Genomic DNA, 17,552 nt, shown 5'->3' on the forward strand with positions numbered 1-17,552 from the left:
CCCTGGGGACCCCGCGTGGCAAGCGCAGTGCAACGCGCGCGCGAACTTGGAGGATTTGGCATGCGCCGTGTACGCAACTCGGATGGCAGCCACGTGATCCTCGACGCGACACCGCGACGAGGGCCGGCGCGTGGACGCTGGTCGGTGACGATGCAGACGCCGCGGCAGATCGCCGGCGACACCGACGTTCGCAAGCTGCTGGACCTGGTCCGCAAGCGCCTGGGCGACGTGCTGCGGGCGAGCGCTGGGCCTGCCCTGGCGTCGCAGTGGTCGATGCTGCCGATCGTGGGCTCGGTGTCGCGGGCTCGCACGGGGCTCGAGGACGACGCTCGCAGCTCCGACCGCTACCTGGCGCAGGTCTACGACCGACAGGCGGCGGCGGTGATCCCCAAGGCCGTGGCCGAGTGGCTGCGGCAGGCGGTGCCGGACTCCGGCGATGGAGTGGGCACCGAGTCGACGCCGAACACCGGCGGCGGACAGATTCCGCGGTGAGAGCCGCGCGTGAACGACCCCGGACGGGGGAGGGCACCATGAGCATCGAGAGCGAGTTCGAGACCATCCGAGCGAACCGGCGGACCGCCGCGGCGAAGGCCTGCGTAGACCTGGCCGAGCGCATCTACCGGACCGGCGAAGAGGACTCGTCGAAGGAGGCGCGCATGTGGGTCGCGCTGTCGCTGCAGGTCGACAAGGCATCGGCCGACGCGGACATCGAGGACCTCAAGCGGCGCGCCGCAGAGAAGACGAAGACCCGCGATATCGCAGCTCGAGCGAAGGCGGCGAAGGGCGGGACCGTGCTGGCGATCGCGCCGAAGGACTCGGTCTGATGCCACGCCGCGACGAAGTCACGAGGCGCGGGGCGATCGAGGCGCTGGAGCGCGACGCCGACACGCCCGAGTTGATCCACGCCCATTTTCACCTGCTGCTGCACGACCGGCTCGACGTCGACGAGTTGTGCTCGTGCTGCGGCAGCGACACGTGCAGCGTCGTCGAAGACGTGCCGGACATCGACGTGGTGATCGACACGATCGAGGGCACGAGGTACCTCCGGTCGACGTTTCCCGGACCGCGACCTGTTCGATGAGCTGGCCTCGCGGTCGCTGCTCGTCGATGTTCCGCTGCGCTGCAGCCCTTCGACATTGCCGCTGATCCTCGACACCGAGCACCGCGTGAACGCGGCCATCGGTGGCGCGCGTTCGATGAAGACCCACACCGGCGGCTATTGGGCCATGCGGTCGTGGGGACTCCGCGGCGGGCCCGGCGAGATCGCCTGGTTCGTCGGCCCCGAGCTCGACCGCGCGATGGTGCTGGTCGAGAAGTGGGCGATCGGCGAGGGCGACAACCCGCCGATCTGCCCGCCGCAGCTGATGCGGTCGTGGCCGACGTCGGTCGCCGATCTCCGGGTCAACCCGCTGATCGAGATGATCGACGGCACGCAGATCCAGATCAAGCACACGCAGCGCCAGGGCAAGAACCTGACCGCGCGCGGCGTGACCTTCGTGTGGTGGACCGAGGCGGCCACCACCAACAGCGTGATGGACTTCGTGCGCCTTCGAGGCCGCGGCGTGCAGAAGCGCGGGCAGATCTACGTCGACGCGGTGCCCGAGGCGCACAACTGGGTTCAGACGGCGATCGTTGAGGCAGCGGCTGCCGAGGCCGAAGAGCTGGCCAACGGTGCCGACTACCGGCCGACCTACAACGTGGTGAGGCTCTCGCAGGAGGGCAACCCGTGGGTCGACCTGCAGGAGGCGATCGCGTTCCGACGCGACCTCGACCGCATCGATCCACGCATCGCAGCGCGCGAGGCCGGCGGCGAGTTCGTGCCGGACACCGAGCTGCTCATGGGCGACGTCTTCGACGCGTCGCGGCACACCGTCGCGCCGCCGGGCACGAACCTCGCTGCTGCAACACCTGGGCCTCGAGGACATCACCGAGCAGGCCTCGCTGCGCTGGTTCACCGACGCACACCGCTACATCATCGCGCTCGACGTCAACGCGAACCCCCACACGGCACTGGTCGGCAAGATCGCGGTGCGCAAGGGGACCTCGCCATTCGTGCCGTCGCAGTGGCTGGGCCTGTGGGTCGACTGCCTGCAGGTCTGGAAGAGCGACAGCGAGGTCGCCGCGCAGCGCCTGACCGAGTACCGCAACGGCGAGTACGTCGGCGCCGGCGTGATCATGGACGCGACATCGATGCTCGCGCGGCACAACGCCGGCGGGTCACTGAACGCGCGCCGACGCATCAAGCCGCGCGAGGCCTACGAGTCCCGCGGGTTCGAGGTCCGCGGACCGCAGCGGCAGAAGCACCGGGCGTCGGACTTCTGCAACCCCGACGCCGCCGACTCGGCCTTGGTCGTCAAGGACCTGTTCCGCACGGATCGACTGTTCATCGACCGCCGCACCTGCGGCCCGCTGATCTACGCGTTGCGCAACCAACTCGCGGAGCACGACGGCATCACGCCGAAGCGCGCGAGCAACACGGCATCCGATCGCCACGTCGTCGCGTTCACCGACGTCGGCCGCTACTGGGCGTGGCCGTTCTTCTCGATCTCGCCGCGCGAGTCGAAGGGCGATGCACCGCAGATCGTGACGTACGGCTGACCCATGATCCCCATCATCCAGACGCTCGGAGATCAGACCGTCTCCGACATGCTCCGCCGTGCGCAGGAGAGCGAGGTCCGTGCTCGGCAGGCCGACGCGGAGCGCCGCATCCTGATGCTGCAGGAGAACTGGCGGCACTACGTCTGGGCCTACATCGCGACGATCTACAAGGTGCCGGCCGTGCGCGACGCGGTCCGCCGGCGAGTGAAGTCGACATACAACGTGCTCCAGCAGATCTGCGGGCGCGTGTGCGTGGCGTACTCGGTGCCGCCGATTCGCGAGCTCAAGGGCGCGCCGCAGGTCTCGCAAGAGGCCTTCGCACGCGTGATGCGTGAGTCCGAGATCTCGATCAAGGCGAAGACGTGGGAGCGGATCACGTTCGCGAGTAACGTGATGCTGACGGTGCCGCGCGTCGTGCAGACGCCGGGCCACGGGCCGCGAGTCGTCTACGACAAGATCTTGGCCGACCGTGCCGAGGTCTACACCGACACGCTCGACCCGATGGGCGCGCCGACCCGCGTGGTCTACGACGTCAAGGGAGGCTCCGACTTCTCGCCCGACCCGCTGCAGACGATCGTGCTCGACGACGTGGCGTGGACCTACTTCGACGGCAAGGGCCGCCGGATCGGACGCATCGCGCACAACGCCGGCGTGTGCCCGGCGACGACGTGGCGGCTCGACGATCCCATCGACGACTGGTGGAGCAGCCACCGCGGGCAGGGCATCGTCGACGCGACCATCGAGGTCGCACACCTGGCGGCCCGCATGGACTGGGTGAGGCACTCGCAGGACCGCAAGCGCGAGTACTTCGCGGGCGAGGAGATCGGCAAGATCCCCACGCAGGTCGCCGGCAACGAGGGGCCGACCGCGATCCCACTGCCGCCCGACGCGATCCGCTTCGACGCGTTCGACGTCAACACGCCGATCGACAATCACCGCGACCACATCCAGCTCTATCTGCGGCAGGCCGCCGAGATGCTGGGCGTCCCGGCGATCCTCGTCGACTTCGACGTGACCGGTGGAGGCGATAGCGTCGAGCGTTCGGTGCAGCAGCAGTCGGCGCTCGCGAAGCTGCGAAACAACCACCTCGACTACTACCGCGTCAGCGAGCACGACTCCGCGTGGAAGACCGCGCTCGTGATGCGCGGCATGGGTCACCCCGACGCGCGGCACATGCCGCCCGACCTGGTGCGTGAGTCCTTCGGCATCAGCTACCCCGAGCTGACGTTCGTCGATCACCCGCGCGAGCAGGCGGCGGTCAGCGAAATGCGGATCAAGCTGGGCCTGTCGTCGACGTACCGCGAGTACCGGACGTACTACCCGCACCTGACGTTCGCGCAGGCGCGCGAGCAGGTGCTCGAGATCGCCGCCGAAGAGGGCGAGCTGAACGAGTTCTTCATCGAGCACAACATCCCGCGCGGAGCGGACGCACGCAACAAGACCCTCGCGCAGCTGCAGGGGTCGATCGGCGGAGACGCGTCCGGCGTAGCGCGGCAACCACAGGACCAGAGCAATGGCGGACCAGCAGAGCCCGGACGGGCAGCAGCAGCAGCAGCAGCAGACGGCAACCCCAGCTGACGGAGAACCGATCCGCAACTGGGACGACGTTCGCAAGATCATCAACGACCGCGAAGAGCTGAAGCGAGACGTCCGCGACCTGCGTGCGATGGTCGAAGGCCTCGGCGAGAAGTTGACCACGCTGGCCAAGCCGCTGGCGGTGGACCAGTCCAAGCCCGACGACGTGACCAAGAGCCCGCTCGAGCAGCAGCTCGAAAGCCTCGCGTCGACCGTGCAGCAACTCGCGTCGAAGGATGAGAGCGCGGCGAAGAGCGAGCGGAGGCGTGCGATCACCGATGCGGTGGTGGCTCAGGCCGCCGAGGGGCAGCGCGACTTGGTGCGTGGTGCACTGGCGACGCTGGCTCTCGACGGCGTGGTCGATCTCTACGCCGAGCGCACGCAGGATGAGGTCGACAAGGCGCTCGCGAAGCTGCGCGCGGCGCATCCCGGCGCATTCGCAGCGCCGAACAGCGCGCCGGCACCGGGCGCGAAGCACAACATCATCCCCGACGGTGTGGCTCTGCATGAGCTGACCGCCGAACAACTCGCGCGACTGAGCGACGAGGACTTCTCACGACTACGCAAAGCTGCTCGGACGAGCGGGCTTGCCGTGTAACCCCATCACCAGAGGATCACAGCAATGGCACTCATCCAAGCAACCGCACCCACCGGGACGGCGCAGGTCGCCGACCTCTTCGCCTCCGAGTACATCTCCCGCGTCGTGCGCGACGTGGCGAGCGAACCGATCGTCGGCATGAACTTCGTCGAGCTCGTCGACCTGACGGGGCCCGACGTGAACTCGTACACCTACCAGGTGGCGATCTGGAACGAGCTCGAGGGCGCCGCGGCGGTGTCGGAGAACGACGCCGCGCCGCAGGACGCACTCGAGACGGACCAGGTTCAGATCAGCGGCGACCGAGTCGCGATCCGCACCTTCGTGCTCTACAAGAACATGAAGGCGATCGCCGATGTCGTGACTAAGGCGGCCGAGCGCTGCACTCGAGCGGTGCGACGCAACCGGCACGAGACGATCATGGACCTCGCAACGTCGCTCTCGAACTCGCAGGGCGACGCGACGACCGAGAACGACCTGGCGAACTGGGACTTGGTCATGCACAACCTGCGGGCGCAGAACCACGACGACGGCCCGCTGGTCGCCGGCATGGTGCCCGATGCGGTCCGCGACCTGCGACAGGACCTCGTCGCCAACGCGGCCGCGCTGTTCGGTGCGACGTGGGGCGACCGAGCCGCGACGGCGCTGCAGAACAAGAGCCCCGGCATGGGCGTCGCCTGGGACGGTGTGACCGTCTACCAGTCGGCGGACCTGCCCGTCGGCGACACGACGGGATGGACCAACTTCGTTGCGGTCGTCGGTCCGCAGGCGGCGATCGAGATGCCCGTGTGGCAGCAGCTGACGCCGTTCTTCCAGCCCGACGAGTCGCGCTTCGGAACTTGGATCGGCGTGAGCATCATCGCCGAGCCAGGCATCGTGAAGAACGCGAACGCTCGCGCCTTCATCACTCGCACCTGATCGCCGTAGCGGCGACGTGCGTCGGTTCGGACGGGCCGGCGCGCGCACCAGTACGTCCAGAGCAAGACGATGGCACTCGCAGAACCACAGCACCCCGAAGAGATCGAGGCGGCGCAGCGCGCCGAAAAGGCGAAGCGCCTGGCCCACACGCACGGAGTCGTGTGGCCCGACGGTCGCGTGACGCAGCACTACTGCCCGCCGCCGGCCAAGGGCCTCGTGGGGCAGGAGCGCGGCGACGTGCCGGCGATCTGGATCAACGGGTCGGTGCAGGTCACGGAGCGTTGGCGCAAGGAGGGCGTGCGCTTGCTGGCGGACGTCTGCCGCGAGGACGGCGTGCCCGAGCTCTACAAGCGGTGGCGCGACGCGATCGCGTTGGCCGGCAAGGTCAAGATCAGCAACCACCTCGAGCTGTACCCGCCGACGGTGCTGCGGCTGCGTCGCGAGCACGCGAGCGGCTACCAGGAGGGCGTGGTCTTCGATGCGTCGACGGGCACGCTGGTGCCATCGACCGCCGCGGCGAAGGGTGACCGCGTCGCGGGCTTGCTCGACGCGAGCGGCGTCGGCCGTCCTGACCCATCCGAGAAGAAGGCGGGGAAGTCGTGAGCGACAAGCTCGACCACCGCAAGGGTCGCGAGGCCAACGAGAAGGCCATCCGCGATCGAATGCTGCGCATCCGCCATGAGACCGGCGCGAGCGCGAGCGACAAGCAGATCGACGAGTACGCGCGGAAGCGGAGCGAGGACATCGCGAAGCGAGCTGCGCGCGAGGAGTGACGCCGGACGGCGCCCGACGCATCACCCAACACGGCGGCGACGACCGCCAGAAGCAGGACCCACCATGTCATTCCTGGATCGAGGCGAGGCACGCGGTCGCGTGCTCGCAGCTGACGCGGCGCTCGTGATCGACGAGTCCGACGGTCAGAACGGCACCATCATCGTCAGCAGCACCACCGGCACGAAGGCGGCGACGTTCACGTGGAACGCGACCGTCGACACGCTCGGCGGTGCGAAGTTCGACATCTACTGCGCATCGCGCTCGGGCGGTGCGTACACCGTCGCGTGCACCTACGCCGGCAGCGCCGGCGCGGTGACGATCGATGCGGCGAACGAGAACCCGCATTTCCACCGCATCGGTTCGACGCTCTACTGCACCGCGCTCGGTGGGAGCACCTTCGCATGACCGCGGCCGTCCACAAGGGCGATGAGACGTTCTCCGGGACGCTCACCGCCACCGGGACCGCGGACATCTCGGGGGCATCCGTCGCGGTGGGTGCTCGCACCGTCGCTGCCGATGGCGCGCTGACGCTTGCCGCGGGCGATCGTCTGATCGCGCTGCTCTCGTCGACGACCGGCGCGAAGGCGGCGACCATGACGGCGACCCACGCGGGGCACCACGTGAAGATCGTCCTGCAGGCTCGCGCCGGCGGGAGCTACACGATCGCGTGCACCTACGCGGGCTCGGCGGGGACGGCCACTCTCGACGCCGCGGGCGAAGGCATCGAACTGATGCGCATCGGCACCACGTGGCACGCGCTCGAGCTGACCGGCGGCTCCACCTTCGCGTGATGCCATGCAGCGCCTGATCTACAACCTCACCGGGCAGGTGCTGCGGCACGTCCCCGGGGCGCGTCAGACAGGCGCGACGTGGGTCCTCGAGGACCTGCTCTACGGGGCGGGCGAGACTGGCCGGACGCTGGACAGCGGGACGGCCACCCTCGACGCCGCGTCGCAGGCACTGACGGCGGCGGCCGGCCCATCGCGGACGTCCGCCACCGAGGTGTCGATTGCGGCGACGGCCGCGTTCGTGCCGCGGGCCGATCGCAACGGCGACCCAATCGCCACCTTCGAGATCGTCGACGCGTCGGGCGTCGGCGAGCACGTGGTGGTGGTCGGCGTCACGACCAATCAGACGCTGCACCTGCGGGACCCGCTGACCCGCGACTACCCGGCGACGACCAGCACGATCCGCGGGATCGAGCTGTCGACGGCGGCGATCTCGGCGAGCGTCGTCCAGGACGAGAACCGCATGCACGGCGACTGGCCGATGCGCATCGTCTGGACCTACGCCGACGGCCACCGCTACCAGGAGCAGGTGCGACTGCTCCGCGATGACGCGATCGACATCTCGCGCGATGCCGTCGTCCGCGAGATTCGGACCCTGTTCCCCGACGTCGCAACGCGCATGGCCTACAACGGCAACGACACGCTGCCGGGTCACGTCGGCTCGATGATCCGCCTGCTCCGCGCCGACGCCCTCGGCCGCTCCATCCGGCTCGAGGAGTTCCTCGCCGGCGAGCAAGGCCACTGGGCCGTGGTCTACCGGACGCTATGGCACCTCGCCATGTTGGGCAACGCGCCCGCGCAGTCCGGCGACCCGACCGCGTGGGCCACCCACTGCAAGGCGCAGTTCGAGGCCCGATGGCTCGGGCTGACCGTCGGCGAGGCGGGCCGCGAGGTCGTCGAGCTCGACGGCGCCACGGCCACGACCAGTTCGAGCGATGCATCCGAGTACCGCGAGATCCTGACGGGGCTGTGACCGATGCCGGCGACGACGATCGACACCGTGGAGACGGCGATGCGTGCGGCCATCGAGGCCACGACGCCGCGGATCGTCGAGCAGTCCGGCACCGCCACGTGGCGGCACTATCGGGGCCCGCGACATCCAGGCACCGACGCCCGGTGGTTCCGCTTCCAGTGGGACGACGAGGGCTACACGGTCGGCGGGTTCATGGGCCCGCAGTGGGTCGAGACCGACTACACGCTCTCGATCTTCGTCGACTACGGCGGCCTGCCGGAGCACCGCGTGAAGGTGATCGCCGGCGATGATCTCTACCAGCTGCGCGACGTGTTGAACCGGTTGAAGTCCACCGTCGGTGGGCTCCGATGGGTGGAGGCGATCGACTGGGGATTCTCCCCGCGATCGTCCGACGAGAACCAGGCGCAGGTGCTGCTGCAGTACCTCGTGAGAATCATGAAGGAGAGGGCGTAATGCCGTACGGAAGTGGAATCGAGCGCGAGGTCCTCTACCAGAACGAGTCGACGTTCGCGACCTTGCCCGCTGCGTGGTCGAGCGGCACGCCGTTCCTGTGCATCGACCCGACCAGCGAGGCGATGCAGCAGGCGACGATCGAGAACATGAACTACCGCCAGCGTGCGCTCGCGACTCGCGGCAAGGTGCTGTCGCTGGCGAACGGGACGTGCGGCTTCAAGATCTACCCGCACGGTCGATCGACCGCCGTCGCCGAGGGTGCACGGTCGACGATCACGACCCCCAACTTCCCCATCGCGCACTTCATGCAGAACGCCTGGGGTGGCATCCGCCTCGGCTACTGCTCGGGCCTCGACGGCAGCGGCACGCAGGCCGCACCGGCGCTCGACACCGGCCAGGGCACGAACTGGGCGGCGGGCGACTGGGCGTTCTTCGTGGACGACACGACCGGTGAGGGCGAGTTCCGCAAGATCCTGTCGATCTCGACGGACACGCTGACGCTGTGGGACGGGCACGATCTGTCGTTCTCTCCGGCGTCCGCGGACACTGCAGCCGCGGTGATCCAGGCCTACCCGCACACGAGCGTGCTGGTGAACCCGAACCACGCTTCGCACCTGACGCAGTCGTTCCTGTTCATGGGCGACCTGTCGGACGATGCGCAGCAGGGCGTGGGCGTGAAGCTCAACCTGTCGGGCATCGAGGGCATCGCACCGGGCGAGGCGGCGGCGCTGGTCTTCGAGGGCCTCGTGACGCAGATCGACAACGAGGCGGTTTCGCAGCCGAGCGCGGGCACGCCTCTTGGCGATGCGCCGCTGGTGGTGAGCACGGGCGACGACACAACGGTTTGGATCTCGGCGGTCGGCGATGCGCTGGCGGCCGTGGAGGCGCAGTCGATCTCGGTGACGCCGGGCATCGCGTCGCAGCCGATCACGGGCCCTGGTGGGCTCGAGGGGCGACACGGGTACAACCTCGCGCAGGGGTCGGCCGACGCGGCGATGATCGAGGTCGCCGTCGACTACGACGACGCGTGGAACACGGCATTTGCCGCGGGCACGCGCTACCAGATCCTGATCCAGGTCGGGACGGAGCCAGGTCGTGCATGGGGCCTGGCGGCGCTCAACTGCGAGCTCGCCGAGGACCCGCAGCGCGGGGTGACGACGGACAACACGACGAGCGTGCTGAAGTTCCGTCCGCTCGAGTCCGACGTCTCGACGGCGGCCACCGGCACGGACCTCGAGAAGGTCCGAGCGAAGATCGAGATCCTGTTCTCCTGCGCCCTCGCATGACCCGCACGCGGCCCGGACGGGCCGAGGACACCATGACCGCACCCCCACAGCACAGCGCCACCGCCACGATCCAGGTGATCGTGCAGACCGACAACGCCTGGAACCTCGACCGCTTCGTGGCCGAGGTCAACGAGATGCCGGAGTCATCCGCGGGCGATCACCCGCTCGCGCTCTACTTCTCGGGCAAGACCCGCTACGACCTCGACGCGCCTGGGCGTGTCGGCGAGACGACGTGCACCCCACGAGATTACCTGTTGCCGAGCACGACGCCCGCCCTGTGGACGTTGCGACGGCTGCGGATCGGAGAGGCTTCGAGATGCCGCGACATCGGAGGACGACAGGCGCAGCTCGAGGCCTTCGCGCTGGCGGTGACCTCGTCGACGGTGGTGGAAGTCCCGCCGCAGGGCATCACGCGTCGACTGTCGGACCGCGAGGTCGAGTCGATCGCCGACCAGGTCGGTGCGCGCGTGGTGTGGGAGGTCGGCGAGGCAGCGATGCGCGCGAGCGAAGCTCCGACGAGCGCCGAAAAAAAGCCCTGAGGCTCCTTGCCTGGTCGCGCACCGTTGCGCGGACTGGTGAGGAGCGGGCGTGGAAGACCTACGAGCGGGCCGACTGCACGGGGCTCTGCTCGCAGGCCGGCGAGTGGATCGAGTCGCGTCGCGCCGAGCGAGGCTGCTCGCGCATCGACATCGAGCCGCCGCGCGGAGAGGTTCGCCCGGTGACGATCCACCGGATGGGCTGGATGGGCGCGGCTCAGATTGCGCCGGCCGAGGCGGACGCGATCTCGCGGCGACGAGGGGTCCGGGTGACGGCGAGCCACCCCACGGAGGACCCGGCCGACGGGTGCCCTGGCGGGTGGACGCGGTGCCTGTTCGTGGCGTCGGTCATCCCCTACCTGCGGATGCGGACAGAGGGCGGCGGGCGCAATCCCAACCTGCTGCTCGAGCGCGCGGACGATGACCTGCTGATCCAGTGGGTCCACTACGCCGAGCGCGAGCAAGAGCGCTGGGAGGCGTGGAGAGTCGAGCAGCAACATGGGTGATCACACGACAACGGTGCGGCTCGAAGGCGACTCCAAGTCGCTCGAGGACGCGTTCGCGAAGTCGACGCGGGCCGGCAGCGCGTTCGAGAAGACGATCGCGAAGACGTACGCGCAGACGGCCAGGATGGCCGACGCGCAAGCGAAGGTCGCCGCGTCGTCCGACAAGATCGCATCGGCAGGCGGGCGCGGGCAGAAGGCGCTCGAGCGGCTTGGCTTCGCGGCGCACCAGGTCGTGGGCCAGACGGCATCGGTGAATCAGGCGATGCAGGGCGTGCTCGCAACGCTCGGGCCATGGGGGATCGCGATCGGTGCGGCCGTCGGCGTCGTCATGCACTTCGCCGAGGCAGAGCGCGAGGCCGAGGAGCGCACGAAGGCCCTCACCAAGGCGATCGAGAAGCAGCGGCGCGAGGCACAGTCGCGAGCGGCCGACGCAGCGATCGCGCGGCTCCAGTCCGAGGCCAACGAGGCCGCACGAGAGACGGCGCGGTCGGTGCGTCTCGGCGACATGCGCGAGGAGAAGCGCGTGCTCGAGGAGACGATCGCGATCGAGGAGGGTCGCGGCAACACGACGACCGCGCTCGAGAGCCGGCTCGCGGAGATCAAGGCGGAGGAGCTGCGCACGGAGGCCTCGATCCTGTCGATCGGCAAAGACATCCTCGATCGCGACGAGGAGGCGGCCGTGGCCGTCGAGCGCAAGCGGCTCGAGCTCGAGGCGATCGCCGTGCTGCGGGACAACGAACTGAAGAACCTACGCGCACAGGGCGAAGAGGAGAAGAAGCAATCGCGCGGCGGCGGCCGCAAGGGGAAGACGCAGCAGTCGGCCGAGTTCCTGGCCGAGCGCAACCTGGCGCGCTTCGGCGGCGCCTTCGACCGCGGATCGTCCGATACCCGCGACTTCGAGGCCGGCCGGCTCGCAGCGGCCAACGACCGCGTCGGCTCGCAGCTGCAGCGCGGGTCGGTCGATCCGAAGGAGGCGATCTCTGCGAAGGAGCGTGAGCGCGATGCGACGCTGCGTCTGATCGACGTGGAGCGCGCGCGCGCGGAGCAGCGGACCACGTTTTTCGGCACTGCGTTGACGGACCACGACGCGGAGATGCAGCGCATCGAGGCGGAGCGTGCCGCAAACGAAGCATTCTACGCGTTCAAGGAGAACGCGATGGCCACCGAGATCGACAAGATCGCGGTGCGAGAGGATGCACGGCAGGCGGCGCACGAGTTCGAGCTGGCCCGCATCGCCGAGGAGCAGGCGGCCGAGGAGCAGAAGATCGCGAGGATCAACCGCGCGACGACGATCGCGAAGGATGCGGCGGGGACGGTCATCACCGGCATCCTCGCGACCAATGACGCACGCAAGGCGGCGAGGAACGCAGCGCTCGCGCAGGGCAAGACGGAGGCCGAGGCAGCCCGCGCAGCGAAGATCGCAGGCATGCAGTCGACCGCGTCGACGCTCGAGAACATCCGCAACGTCGCGATCGTGAAGGCACTGGAGCAGGGAGCGATGGCGATCGCATCGTTCGCGATGCAGGACTACGTGGGCGGCGGTCTGCATCTCGCAGCCGCGGCGGCGTTCGGTGTCCTTGCGGGAGGAGCAGGTGCAGGCGCGAGCGCGCTCAACAGCCGGGCGGCGTCGATGCAGCGAGCGGACTCGCAGTCGAGCTCGACCGGTGGCAGCGGCTCCGGCCGAGGCAGCCGAGGCGGGTCCGGTGGCGGAGGTGGTGGCTCGCCGGGCAGCGACAGCCCGATCCCGGGATCGCCCGGAGCAGGCCCTGGCGGTCCGGGCCCGACGATCCCCAGCACGGCGCCGCCGCCGGGCGGCTCGACCGGCAGGACGTTGCAATTCAACGGCCCCGTCAACCTCTACGGCACGCCGCATCGGGAGTTCCTGCGGATGATCGATGAGGGTCTCGAAACCGAAGTGGCGCACACGCGCCGAAGGGCGGGGTCCTGATGCCCAGCAGCGCATGGCTCGTGGGCGCCTACCGGCTGCCCGATCAGACCTTCACCGTCGACGCCACGCCGGCGCCGGTCTCTGCTGTGCACGCGTACCTGCGGCACTCCACGTCGGCATTGTCGCTGCTGCAGATCGTGCAGGACGCGATCGACGACACCGGCGGGCCGACCAGCACGGTCACGATCCTGCGGAATCGTCGGGTGCGCATCGCGCTGAACTCCACGGCGGACATCGCATGGTCGACGGCGACGACGCTGCGAGACCTGCTCGGGTTCACGCAGGGCGACCTGAGCGGCTCAACGACGTACACCGCGGCATCGATCTCGCCGTTGCTGTGGTCGCCGGGCTACCTCGCGACGCCGCGGACGATCTTCGGCGTCGATGGCTACTCGGTCGACCACCAGTCGATCTACAAGAGCGACGACGGTACCGAGGTCTACTGCGCGCACTACGGGTCGGAGACGTGGCAGGGGCTGGAGTGGCAGCACATCGTCCCCGAGCGCTTGCGCGTCGACGACTCCAGCGACGGCGGCGGGACATTCCACGAGTTCTGGGAGCAGTGCGCGAAGCTCCGGCGCCGGTTCACCTACTACGAGTCGATCTCCGAGGACGACGCGTCGACGAGCAACGTCACGTGGACGACGGGCCGCGGCCCGTACGTGATGCGGGCAGAGGCGGACGGCGATTGGTACCGGCGCAACGTGGCGAACGCCGAGGTATCCAGCCCGCTGACGCTACCCCTTCACCAGCTGGCGGAGTTGTCGTAGATGCCGACGACGACCGAGCTTTCGGCGATGACGGACAACGAGTCCGCGCTGGTCGTGCTGTTCGACGGCATCGAGCCCGCGTTCACCGATGATGCGCAGCTCGCCGGGCTCACGACCGGCACGGGGCACTCGATCCGCCTGGGCCTGACGCGCGACGGCCTGTCGTGGCGAATCGCCTGCGACCTGCGCACGGGCATGCTGCTCGACAGCCCGGTGACCTTCACGATCTACGATTTCGAGGGCGACCTCGCACGGCTGTTCGGCGCCAACGACGATAGCCAGCAGTCGCTCGGTGACGTCCCGCTGGGTGCTGGTCTTGCGATCCACCCGTCCGACGACCTCACGTCGCGAACCGATCTCCACGGGCTCAACGTCGGCGTCGAGCGCATCGGCAGCTCGGGCCAGCGGCGCCGGTACCCGTGCACGCCGGACTTCGAGGTCGGCCTCGAGCACGGCCTGTCGCTGCCCGAGTTCGACTTGGTCGGCTCGCCGGTCTCGGACAACCCGATCGTGTGGACGGGTCGCCGGGTGGTGCTCTACCGCTGCTTCCGCGACCACGTGACCTACCCGAGCAGGTCCGCGGGCCAGACGGCGTGGCGGCCGTTCTCCGAGGCTGTGCGGCTGTGGTGGGGCACGCTGCGCGACGAGGGAGAGGTCAGCGGTCGGGCGTGGTCGCTGCGTGCGGACGGCCCCGAGTCGTGGCTACGCAAGCCGCTCGCGATCGCCTACCAAGACAAGCCGGTTCGCGCGGTCGGAGAGGTCACGCTCGTGACGTCTGGCGACGAGCGCGAAGACGGCATGCTGGTGAACCTCTACACGACGTCGAGCAGCGGCGGGATCATCGATGATCAGTACGGGCTGCAGCAGTTCGTCACGTTCATCACCGGCACCACGACCGACGCGATCCGGCAGGACGTGATCGACGAGATCGCGGCGGCATCCGCAGCGACTGGCACCGATGGCGTGTGGGAATCGCAGACAGGATTCCACGTGTCGATGGACAGCGAGGGCGCCATCCGCATCGCTGTCGGAGCGGCAACCGCTGGCGCCGGCGTGATGCAGCTGTGCCTGCACCGCAAGGTCTGGGCGCTGCTCGGGTTCGACGTCGACCTGCAGAACGCGCTCGAGCCCGCCGACGACGAGCCGCGGGCGATCTCGTTCCAGCCGGTCGGCGAGCACGTCACGTTCCTGACCCCCGGGCCGGACTACTGGTACGCGCAGATCGTGACCGGCTCGACGGGGCCGGACTTTCCCGCCGGCCTCAACAACGGCGGGGCCACGCGGGTCTACCGGCCCTGGTACGACAGCGGCACGCACGTGCTGCTCGCCGCGCTCAACTACGGGCGCGGGCAGGTCTTCCGGCTCGGCGATGCGGCCGTCGGCGCCGGCGCGTCGCAGTCGACGGTGGTGCATCCGGGCCAGCTCGATCGGCCGCCGGCGAGCGACCTCACCGACTACACCGAGCCGCGCAGCATCGACGGCACGCCCGTCGACCGGCAGGGCCTGTGGCTGTTCTTTGGCAAGCGGCGGTTCGCCGGCAGCGAGGAGGCCTTCGACGAGTACTGGTGGGCGCGCGCGAGTTGGGCGAATGCCGGCGGCCAGCAGGATGGCTGCGTGTTCGGTGACACGATCGTCGTGACCGAGTGGCTGGACTCCGGCCTCTTCGGCACGACCTCGCGCGGGGCGGTGCGCAGCGACTGGGTCGCGCGGACCGAGACGATCGACGAGGACGACGGGCAGGTCATGGCCGTGCCGGTGCTGTGCCTCGGGTACTCGCAGGGCTCCGGCCTCGACCTGGCGCACGTCGTGCTGCAGCGCCTGCTGCTGACCACGGGAACTAGCGACGGGTGGTCGAGCTACAACCTCGACGCGACCGCGACGCTCGACGCCGGCGACAACGAGCCATCGGGCGCGCACGTCGTCCGCCGCGACGGCGAGGTGGCTGCGCTCGGGCTCGGCATCCCGGCGGAGTACGTGCACACTCCCGAGGCCTTCGCGGCCGAGGCCGCCAAGCTGCCCAATCCGCAGTTGCTGAACACCAAGACGGTGTTCTCACCGGGCTACCAGTCGATCGACGCGATCCGCTCGATCGTGCAGTCGATGGGGTGGGCGATCCACCTCCGCGATGGCCGCTACGGCGTGTGGTGCCCGGCCGACCCTGTGACGCTCGCCGACGCCTCGATCGTGCTCGATCGGTCCGTGCGAGCGGTGACCTACAAGCGCCGCCGCGAGCTCGAGCAGGACCTGCGGAAGTGGGCGCCGATCGACCGGTGGAGCTTCGCGACCGCATGGACTCCGCACCTCAACCGGGCATCCCGCACGCTCGAGCTACGCTCGACCGACGTCGGCGCGCGCTACCGGTCCGGCGACGTCGAGCAGAAGGTGATGGCGCACGCGATGCGGCAGGACGGCGGCCGCGTCGAGCGTGTGGCCCAGCTGTCGCGCTGGTGGGCACTGCGGCACTTCGAGGTCCGCGGCTACCCGGTGCCGATGATCACCCACGGCCAGCGCATGTGGCCGGGGACGATCGTGCGGCTGACGGACCCCGAGCTCGTGGACCCGTCGGGGTCCTACGGCGTCGAGAACCGCCTCGCGGTGGTGACCGGCGTGCGAACGACGATGGGCGTCAACGAGGGGATCACGACGGTCGATCTGCTGGTGTTTGCCGACCGCTCGAACACGCCGAGGCTCCACGCCTTCTCGGCCCGCGGCATCGGCTACGACGAGGCGACGGACGATCTCTACGTCGCGGACAACTGGCTTGGCATCGAGTCGGATGGCACGTGGAGCGATGCGGCGTTCTTCACCGAGCCGCTCTACACCGCGATCGCGCAGTACGGCGGAGACGCGGTGATCGAGTGGTGGCAGTGGGACGGCGAGACGATCTCGCAGACGGGGGCCGGCACGGTGTCGTCAGTGTCGACCGTCTCGGGATCGTCGCGCATCCGCCTGACATCGACGTCTGGAACCTACTACCGGGACATGGACACGATCGTCGTCCTTCGCCCGACGACGACCGCCAATGCAGCTTGGATCGACGCCCTCTACTCGCCGATCTGCAACGACGCCGGCACATGGACCGACGTCGCCGCGACGACCGACGGCTACCCCTGGGAGACCTGACCGATGCCAGTGACATCCATCGACCTCGACGACGGCCTTGCGTCGCTTCTCGCCGGAGACCTGGCGGCACTCGACGTGGACATCGTCGCACCGACGACACCATCGCCGGTCGAGTTCGGCGAGGACGTTCGCGCGGCAGTCCAGGCACTGATCACGCGCGCGCAGTCGACTCCGCTGGTGGTCGACTCGTCGACGACGCTGCAGTCGCTGACGAACGACACGACGCCGACCGACATCCTTGGCCTGTCGATCCCAGGCGGGACGCTGGTGGCGGGCGACATCCTGGAAGTTCGAATGCATGGCCGCTACACGAACGACAGCGGTTCATCTCGGACCATCGCGCACACGCTCGCGCTTGGAGGGACGACGCTGTGGGCCGCGACGGCTTCGTTCGTCGACGACAACGTGTTGTGGACGACGCTGGATTGGCACTTCCGCATCTACGTCGTCAGCAGCACCACTGTGCGCATGGTCGGCAACATCCGCAACGGCGCGACGAATGCCGCGACCACGGGTATCGGTGCGTTCGGCGTGTCGCTGCGGCAGGACGTGGCGATCGGAAGTCAGTCGGGCGCAGCCGGCACGACGACGACGGTTCCCGATCTCGGCAGCACGCGAACGCTGTCGCTGACGGTGACGCACAGCGCAGCCTTCACGACCATCATTCTCGAACGCTTCGGCTACACCGCGGTGCGACTGAGGGGCTGAG

At 69.1% G+C, this 17,552-nt stretch carries 22 protein-coding genes; 20 read left to right on the top strand and 2 right to left on the bottom strand.

From position 1 onward, the window contains the following. Positions 1 to 60 precede the first annotated feature (60 nt). From IPH07_23845 to IPH07_23855, 3 genes are read left to right on the top strand one after another with little or no spacing between them, the layout of a single operon-like run. A complete protein-coding gene (locus tag IPH07_23845; protein MBK6920454.1) occupies positions 61 to 492 on the top strand; it encodes a hypothetical protein in 432 nt (143 codons plus the stop codon). Positions 493 to 530: 38 nt separating this feature from the next. Further along, complete coding sequence (locus IPH07_23850) at positions 531 to 824, top strand: hypothetical protein (GenBank protein ID MBK6920455.1); 294 nt, start codon at positions 531 to 533, stop codon at positions 822 to 824. After that, positions 824 to 1,081 (top strand): hypothetical protein, encoded by a 258-nt coding sequence (locus IPH07_23855; protein ID MBK6920456.1) that lies wholly within the window; start codon positions 824 to 826, stop codon positions 1,079 to 1,081. The genes IPH07_23850 and IPH07_23855 overlap by 1 nt, the downstream gene beginning before the upstream one ends. A gap of 135 nt (positions 1,082 to 1,216) precedes the next feature. On the opposite strand, the gene IPH07_23860 is transcribed toward IPH07_23855, so the two are convergent. Next, positions 1,217 to 1,519 carry a hypothetical protein gene (locus IPH07_23860; protein MBK6920457.1) on the bottom strand — a complete coding sequence of 101 codons (303 nt, stop codon included), beginning with the start codon at positions 1,517 to 1,519 and terminating at the stop codon, positions 1,217 to 1,219. Between the two features lie 509 nt (positions 1,520 to 2,028). Here IPH07_23860 and IPH07_23865 point away from each other — a divergent pair. The 13 genes from IPH07_23865 to IPH07_23925 all read left to right on the top strand — a co-directional run bounded on the left by IPH07_23865 (position 2,029) and on the right by IPH07_23925 (position 11,002). Beyond that, entirely contained in the window at positions 2,029 to 2,598 is a 570-nt protein-coding gene (locus IPH07_23865) for a hypothetical protein (GenBank protein MBK6920458.1), read from the top strand. Positions 2,599 to 2,601: 3 nt separating this feature from the next. Continuing rightward, positions 2,602 to 4,176 carry a hypothetical protein gene (locus IPH07_23870; protein MBK6920459.1) on the top strand — a complete coding sequence of 525 codons (1,575 nt, stop codon included), beginning with the start codon at positions 2,602 to 2,604 and terminating at the stop codon, positions 4,174 to 4,176. Further along, on the top strand, positions 4,112 to 4,771 hold the full coding sequence (locus IPH07_23875) for a hypothetical protein (GenBank protein MBK6920460.1): 660 nt from the start codon (positions 4,112 to 4,114) through the stop codon (positions 4,769 to 4,771). The genes IPH07_23870 and IPH07_23875 overlap by 65 nt, the downstream gene beginning before the upstream one ends. A gap of 24 nt (positions 4,772 to 4,795) precedes the next feature. Beyond that, complete coding sequence (locus tag IPH07_23880; GenBank protein MBK6920461.1) at positions 4,796 to 5,686, top strand: hypothetical protein; 891 nt, start codon at positions 4,796 to 4,798, stop codon at positions 5,684 to 5,686. Between the two features lie 69 nt (positions 5,687 to 5,755). After that, positions 5,756 to 6,289: a hypothetical protein gene (locus tag IPH07_23885; GenBank protein MBK6920462.1), complete on the top strand. Its 534-nt coding sequence runs from the start codon at positions 5,756 to 5,758 to the stop codon at positions 6,287 to 6,289. Then, entirely contained in the window at positions 6,286 to 6,459 is a 174-nt protein-coding gene (locus IPH07_23890; GenBank protein MBK6920463.1) for a hypothetical protein, read from the top strand. The genes IPH07_23885 and IPH07_23890 overlap by 4 nt, the downstream gene beginning before the upstream one ends. A gap of 64 nt (positions 6,460 to 6,523) precedes the next feature. Then, positions 6,524 to 6,865 (top strand): hypothetical protein, encoded by a 342-nt coding sequence (locus tag IPH07_23895; protein ID MBK6920464.1) that lies wholly within the window; start codon positions 6,524 to 6,526, stop codon positions 6,863 to 6,865. Continuing rightward, positions 6,862 to 7,251 carry a hypothetical protein gene (locus tag IPH07_23900; GenBank protein ID MBK6920465.1) on the top strand — a complete coding sequence of 130 codons (390 nt, stop codon included), beginning with the start codon at positions 6,862 to 6,864 and terminating at the stop codon, positions 7,249 to 7,251. The genes IPH07_23895 and IPH07_23900 overlap by 4 nt, the downstream gene beginning before the upstream one ends. A 4-nt stretch (positions 7,252 to 7,255) precedes the next feature. Continuing rightward, positions 7,256 to 8,221 carry a hypothetical protein gene (locus IPH07_23905; protein ID MBK6920466.1) on the top strand — a complete coding sequence of 322 codons (966 nt, stop codon included), beginning with the start codon at positions 7,256 to 7,258 and terminating at the stop codon, positions 8,219 to 8,221. 3 nt (positions 8,222 to 8,224) lie between these two features. After that, complete coding sequence (locus tag IPH07_23910; GenBank protein ID MBK6920467.1) at positions 8,225 to 8,674, top strand: hypothetical protein; 450 nt, start codon at positions 8,225 to 8,227, stop codon at positions 8,672 to 8,674. Next, on the top strand, positions 8,674 to 9,960 hold the full coding sequence (locus tag IPH07_23915) for a hypothetical protein (protein ID MBK6920468.1): 1,287 nt from the start codon (positions 8,674 to 8,676) through the stop codon (positions 9,958 to 9,960). The genes IPH07_23910 and IPH07_23915 overlap by 1 nt, the downstream gene beginning before the upstream one ends. A gap of 32 nt (positions 9,961 to 9,992) precedes the next feature. Then, a complete protein-coding gene (locus IPH07_23920; GenBank protein MBK6920469.1) occupies positions 9,993 to 10,499 on the top strand; it encodes a hypothetical protein in 507 nt (168 codons plus the stop codon). A gap of 179 nt (positions 10,500 to 10,678) precedes the next feature. Next, entirely contained in the window at positions 10,679 to 11,002 is a 324-nt protein-coding gene (locus IPH07_23925; GenBank protein MBK6920470.1) for a hypothetical protein, read from the top strand. On the opposite strand, the gene IPH07_23930 is transcribed toward IPH07_23925, so the two are convergent. Then, a complete protein-coding gene (locus tag IPH07_23930; GenBank protein MBK6920471.1) occupies positions 11,003 to 11,167 on the bottom strand; it encodes a hypothetical protein in 165 nt (54 codons plus the stop codon). Positions 11,168 to 11,681: 514 nt separating this feature from the next. On the opposite strand from IPH07_23930, the gene IPH07_23935 reads away from it, so the two are divergent. The 4 genes from IPH07_23935 to IPH07_23950 are packed head-to-tail and all read left to right on the top strand — an operon-like array spanning position 11,682 to position 17,551. After that, positions 11,682 to 12,950, top strand: a complete 1,269-nt coding sequence (locus IPH07_23935; GenBank protein MBK6920472.1) for a hypothetical protein — start codon at positions 11,682 to 11,684, stop codon at positions 12,948 to 12,950. Beyond that, on the top strand, positions 12,950 to 13,720 hold the full coding sequence (locus IPH07_23940; GenBank protein MBK6920473.1) for a hypothetical protein: 771 nt from the start codon (positions 12,950 to 12,952) through the stop codon (positions 13,718 to 13,720). Before IPH07_23935 ends, IPH07_23940 begins: the two co-directional genes overlap by 1 nt. Next, complete coding sequence (locus IPH07_23945) at positions 13,721 to 16,843, top strand: hypothetical protein (GenBank protein ID MBK6920474.1); 3,123 nt, start codon at positions 13,721 to 13,723, stop codon at positions 16,841 to 16,843. Positions 16,844 to 16,846: 3 nt separating this feature from the next. Beyond that, positions 16,847 to 17,551, top strand: a complete 705-nt coding sequence (locus IPH07_23950; protein ID MBK6920475.1) for a hypothetical protein — start codon at positions 16,847 to 16,849, stop codon at positions 17,549 to 17,551. Position 17,552: the final 1 nt, after the last annotated feature.

The sequence above is a fragment of the Deltaproteobacteria bacterium genome (assembly GCA_016709225.1).
Taxonomy (GTDB): Bacteria; Myxococcota_A; Polyangia; order Nannocystales; family Nannocystaceae; genus Xiheibacterium; species Xiheibacterium phototrophicum.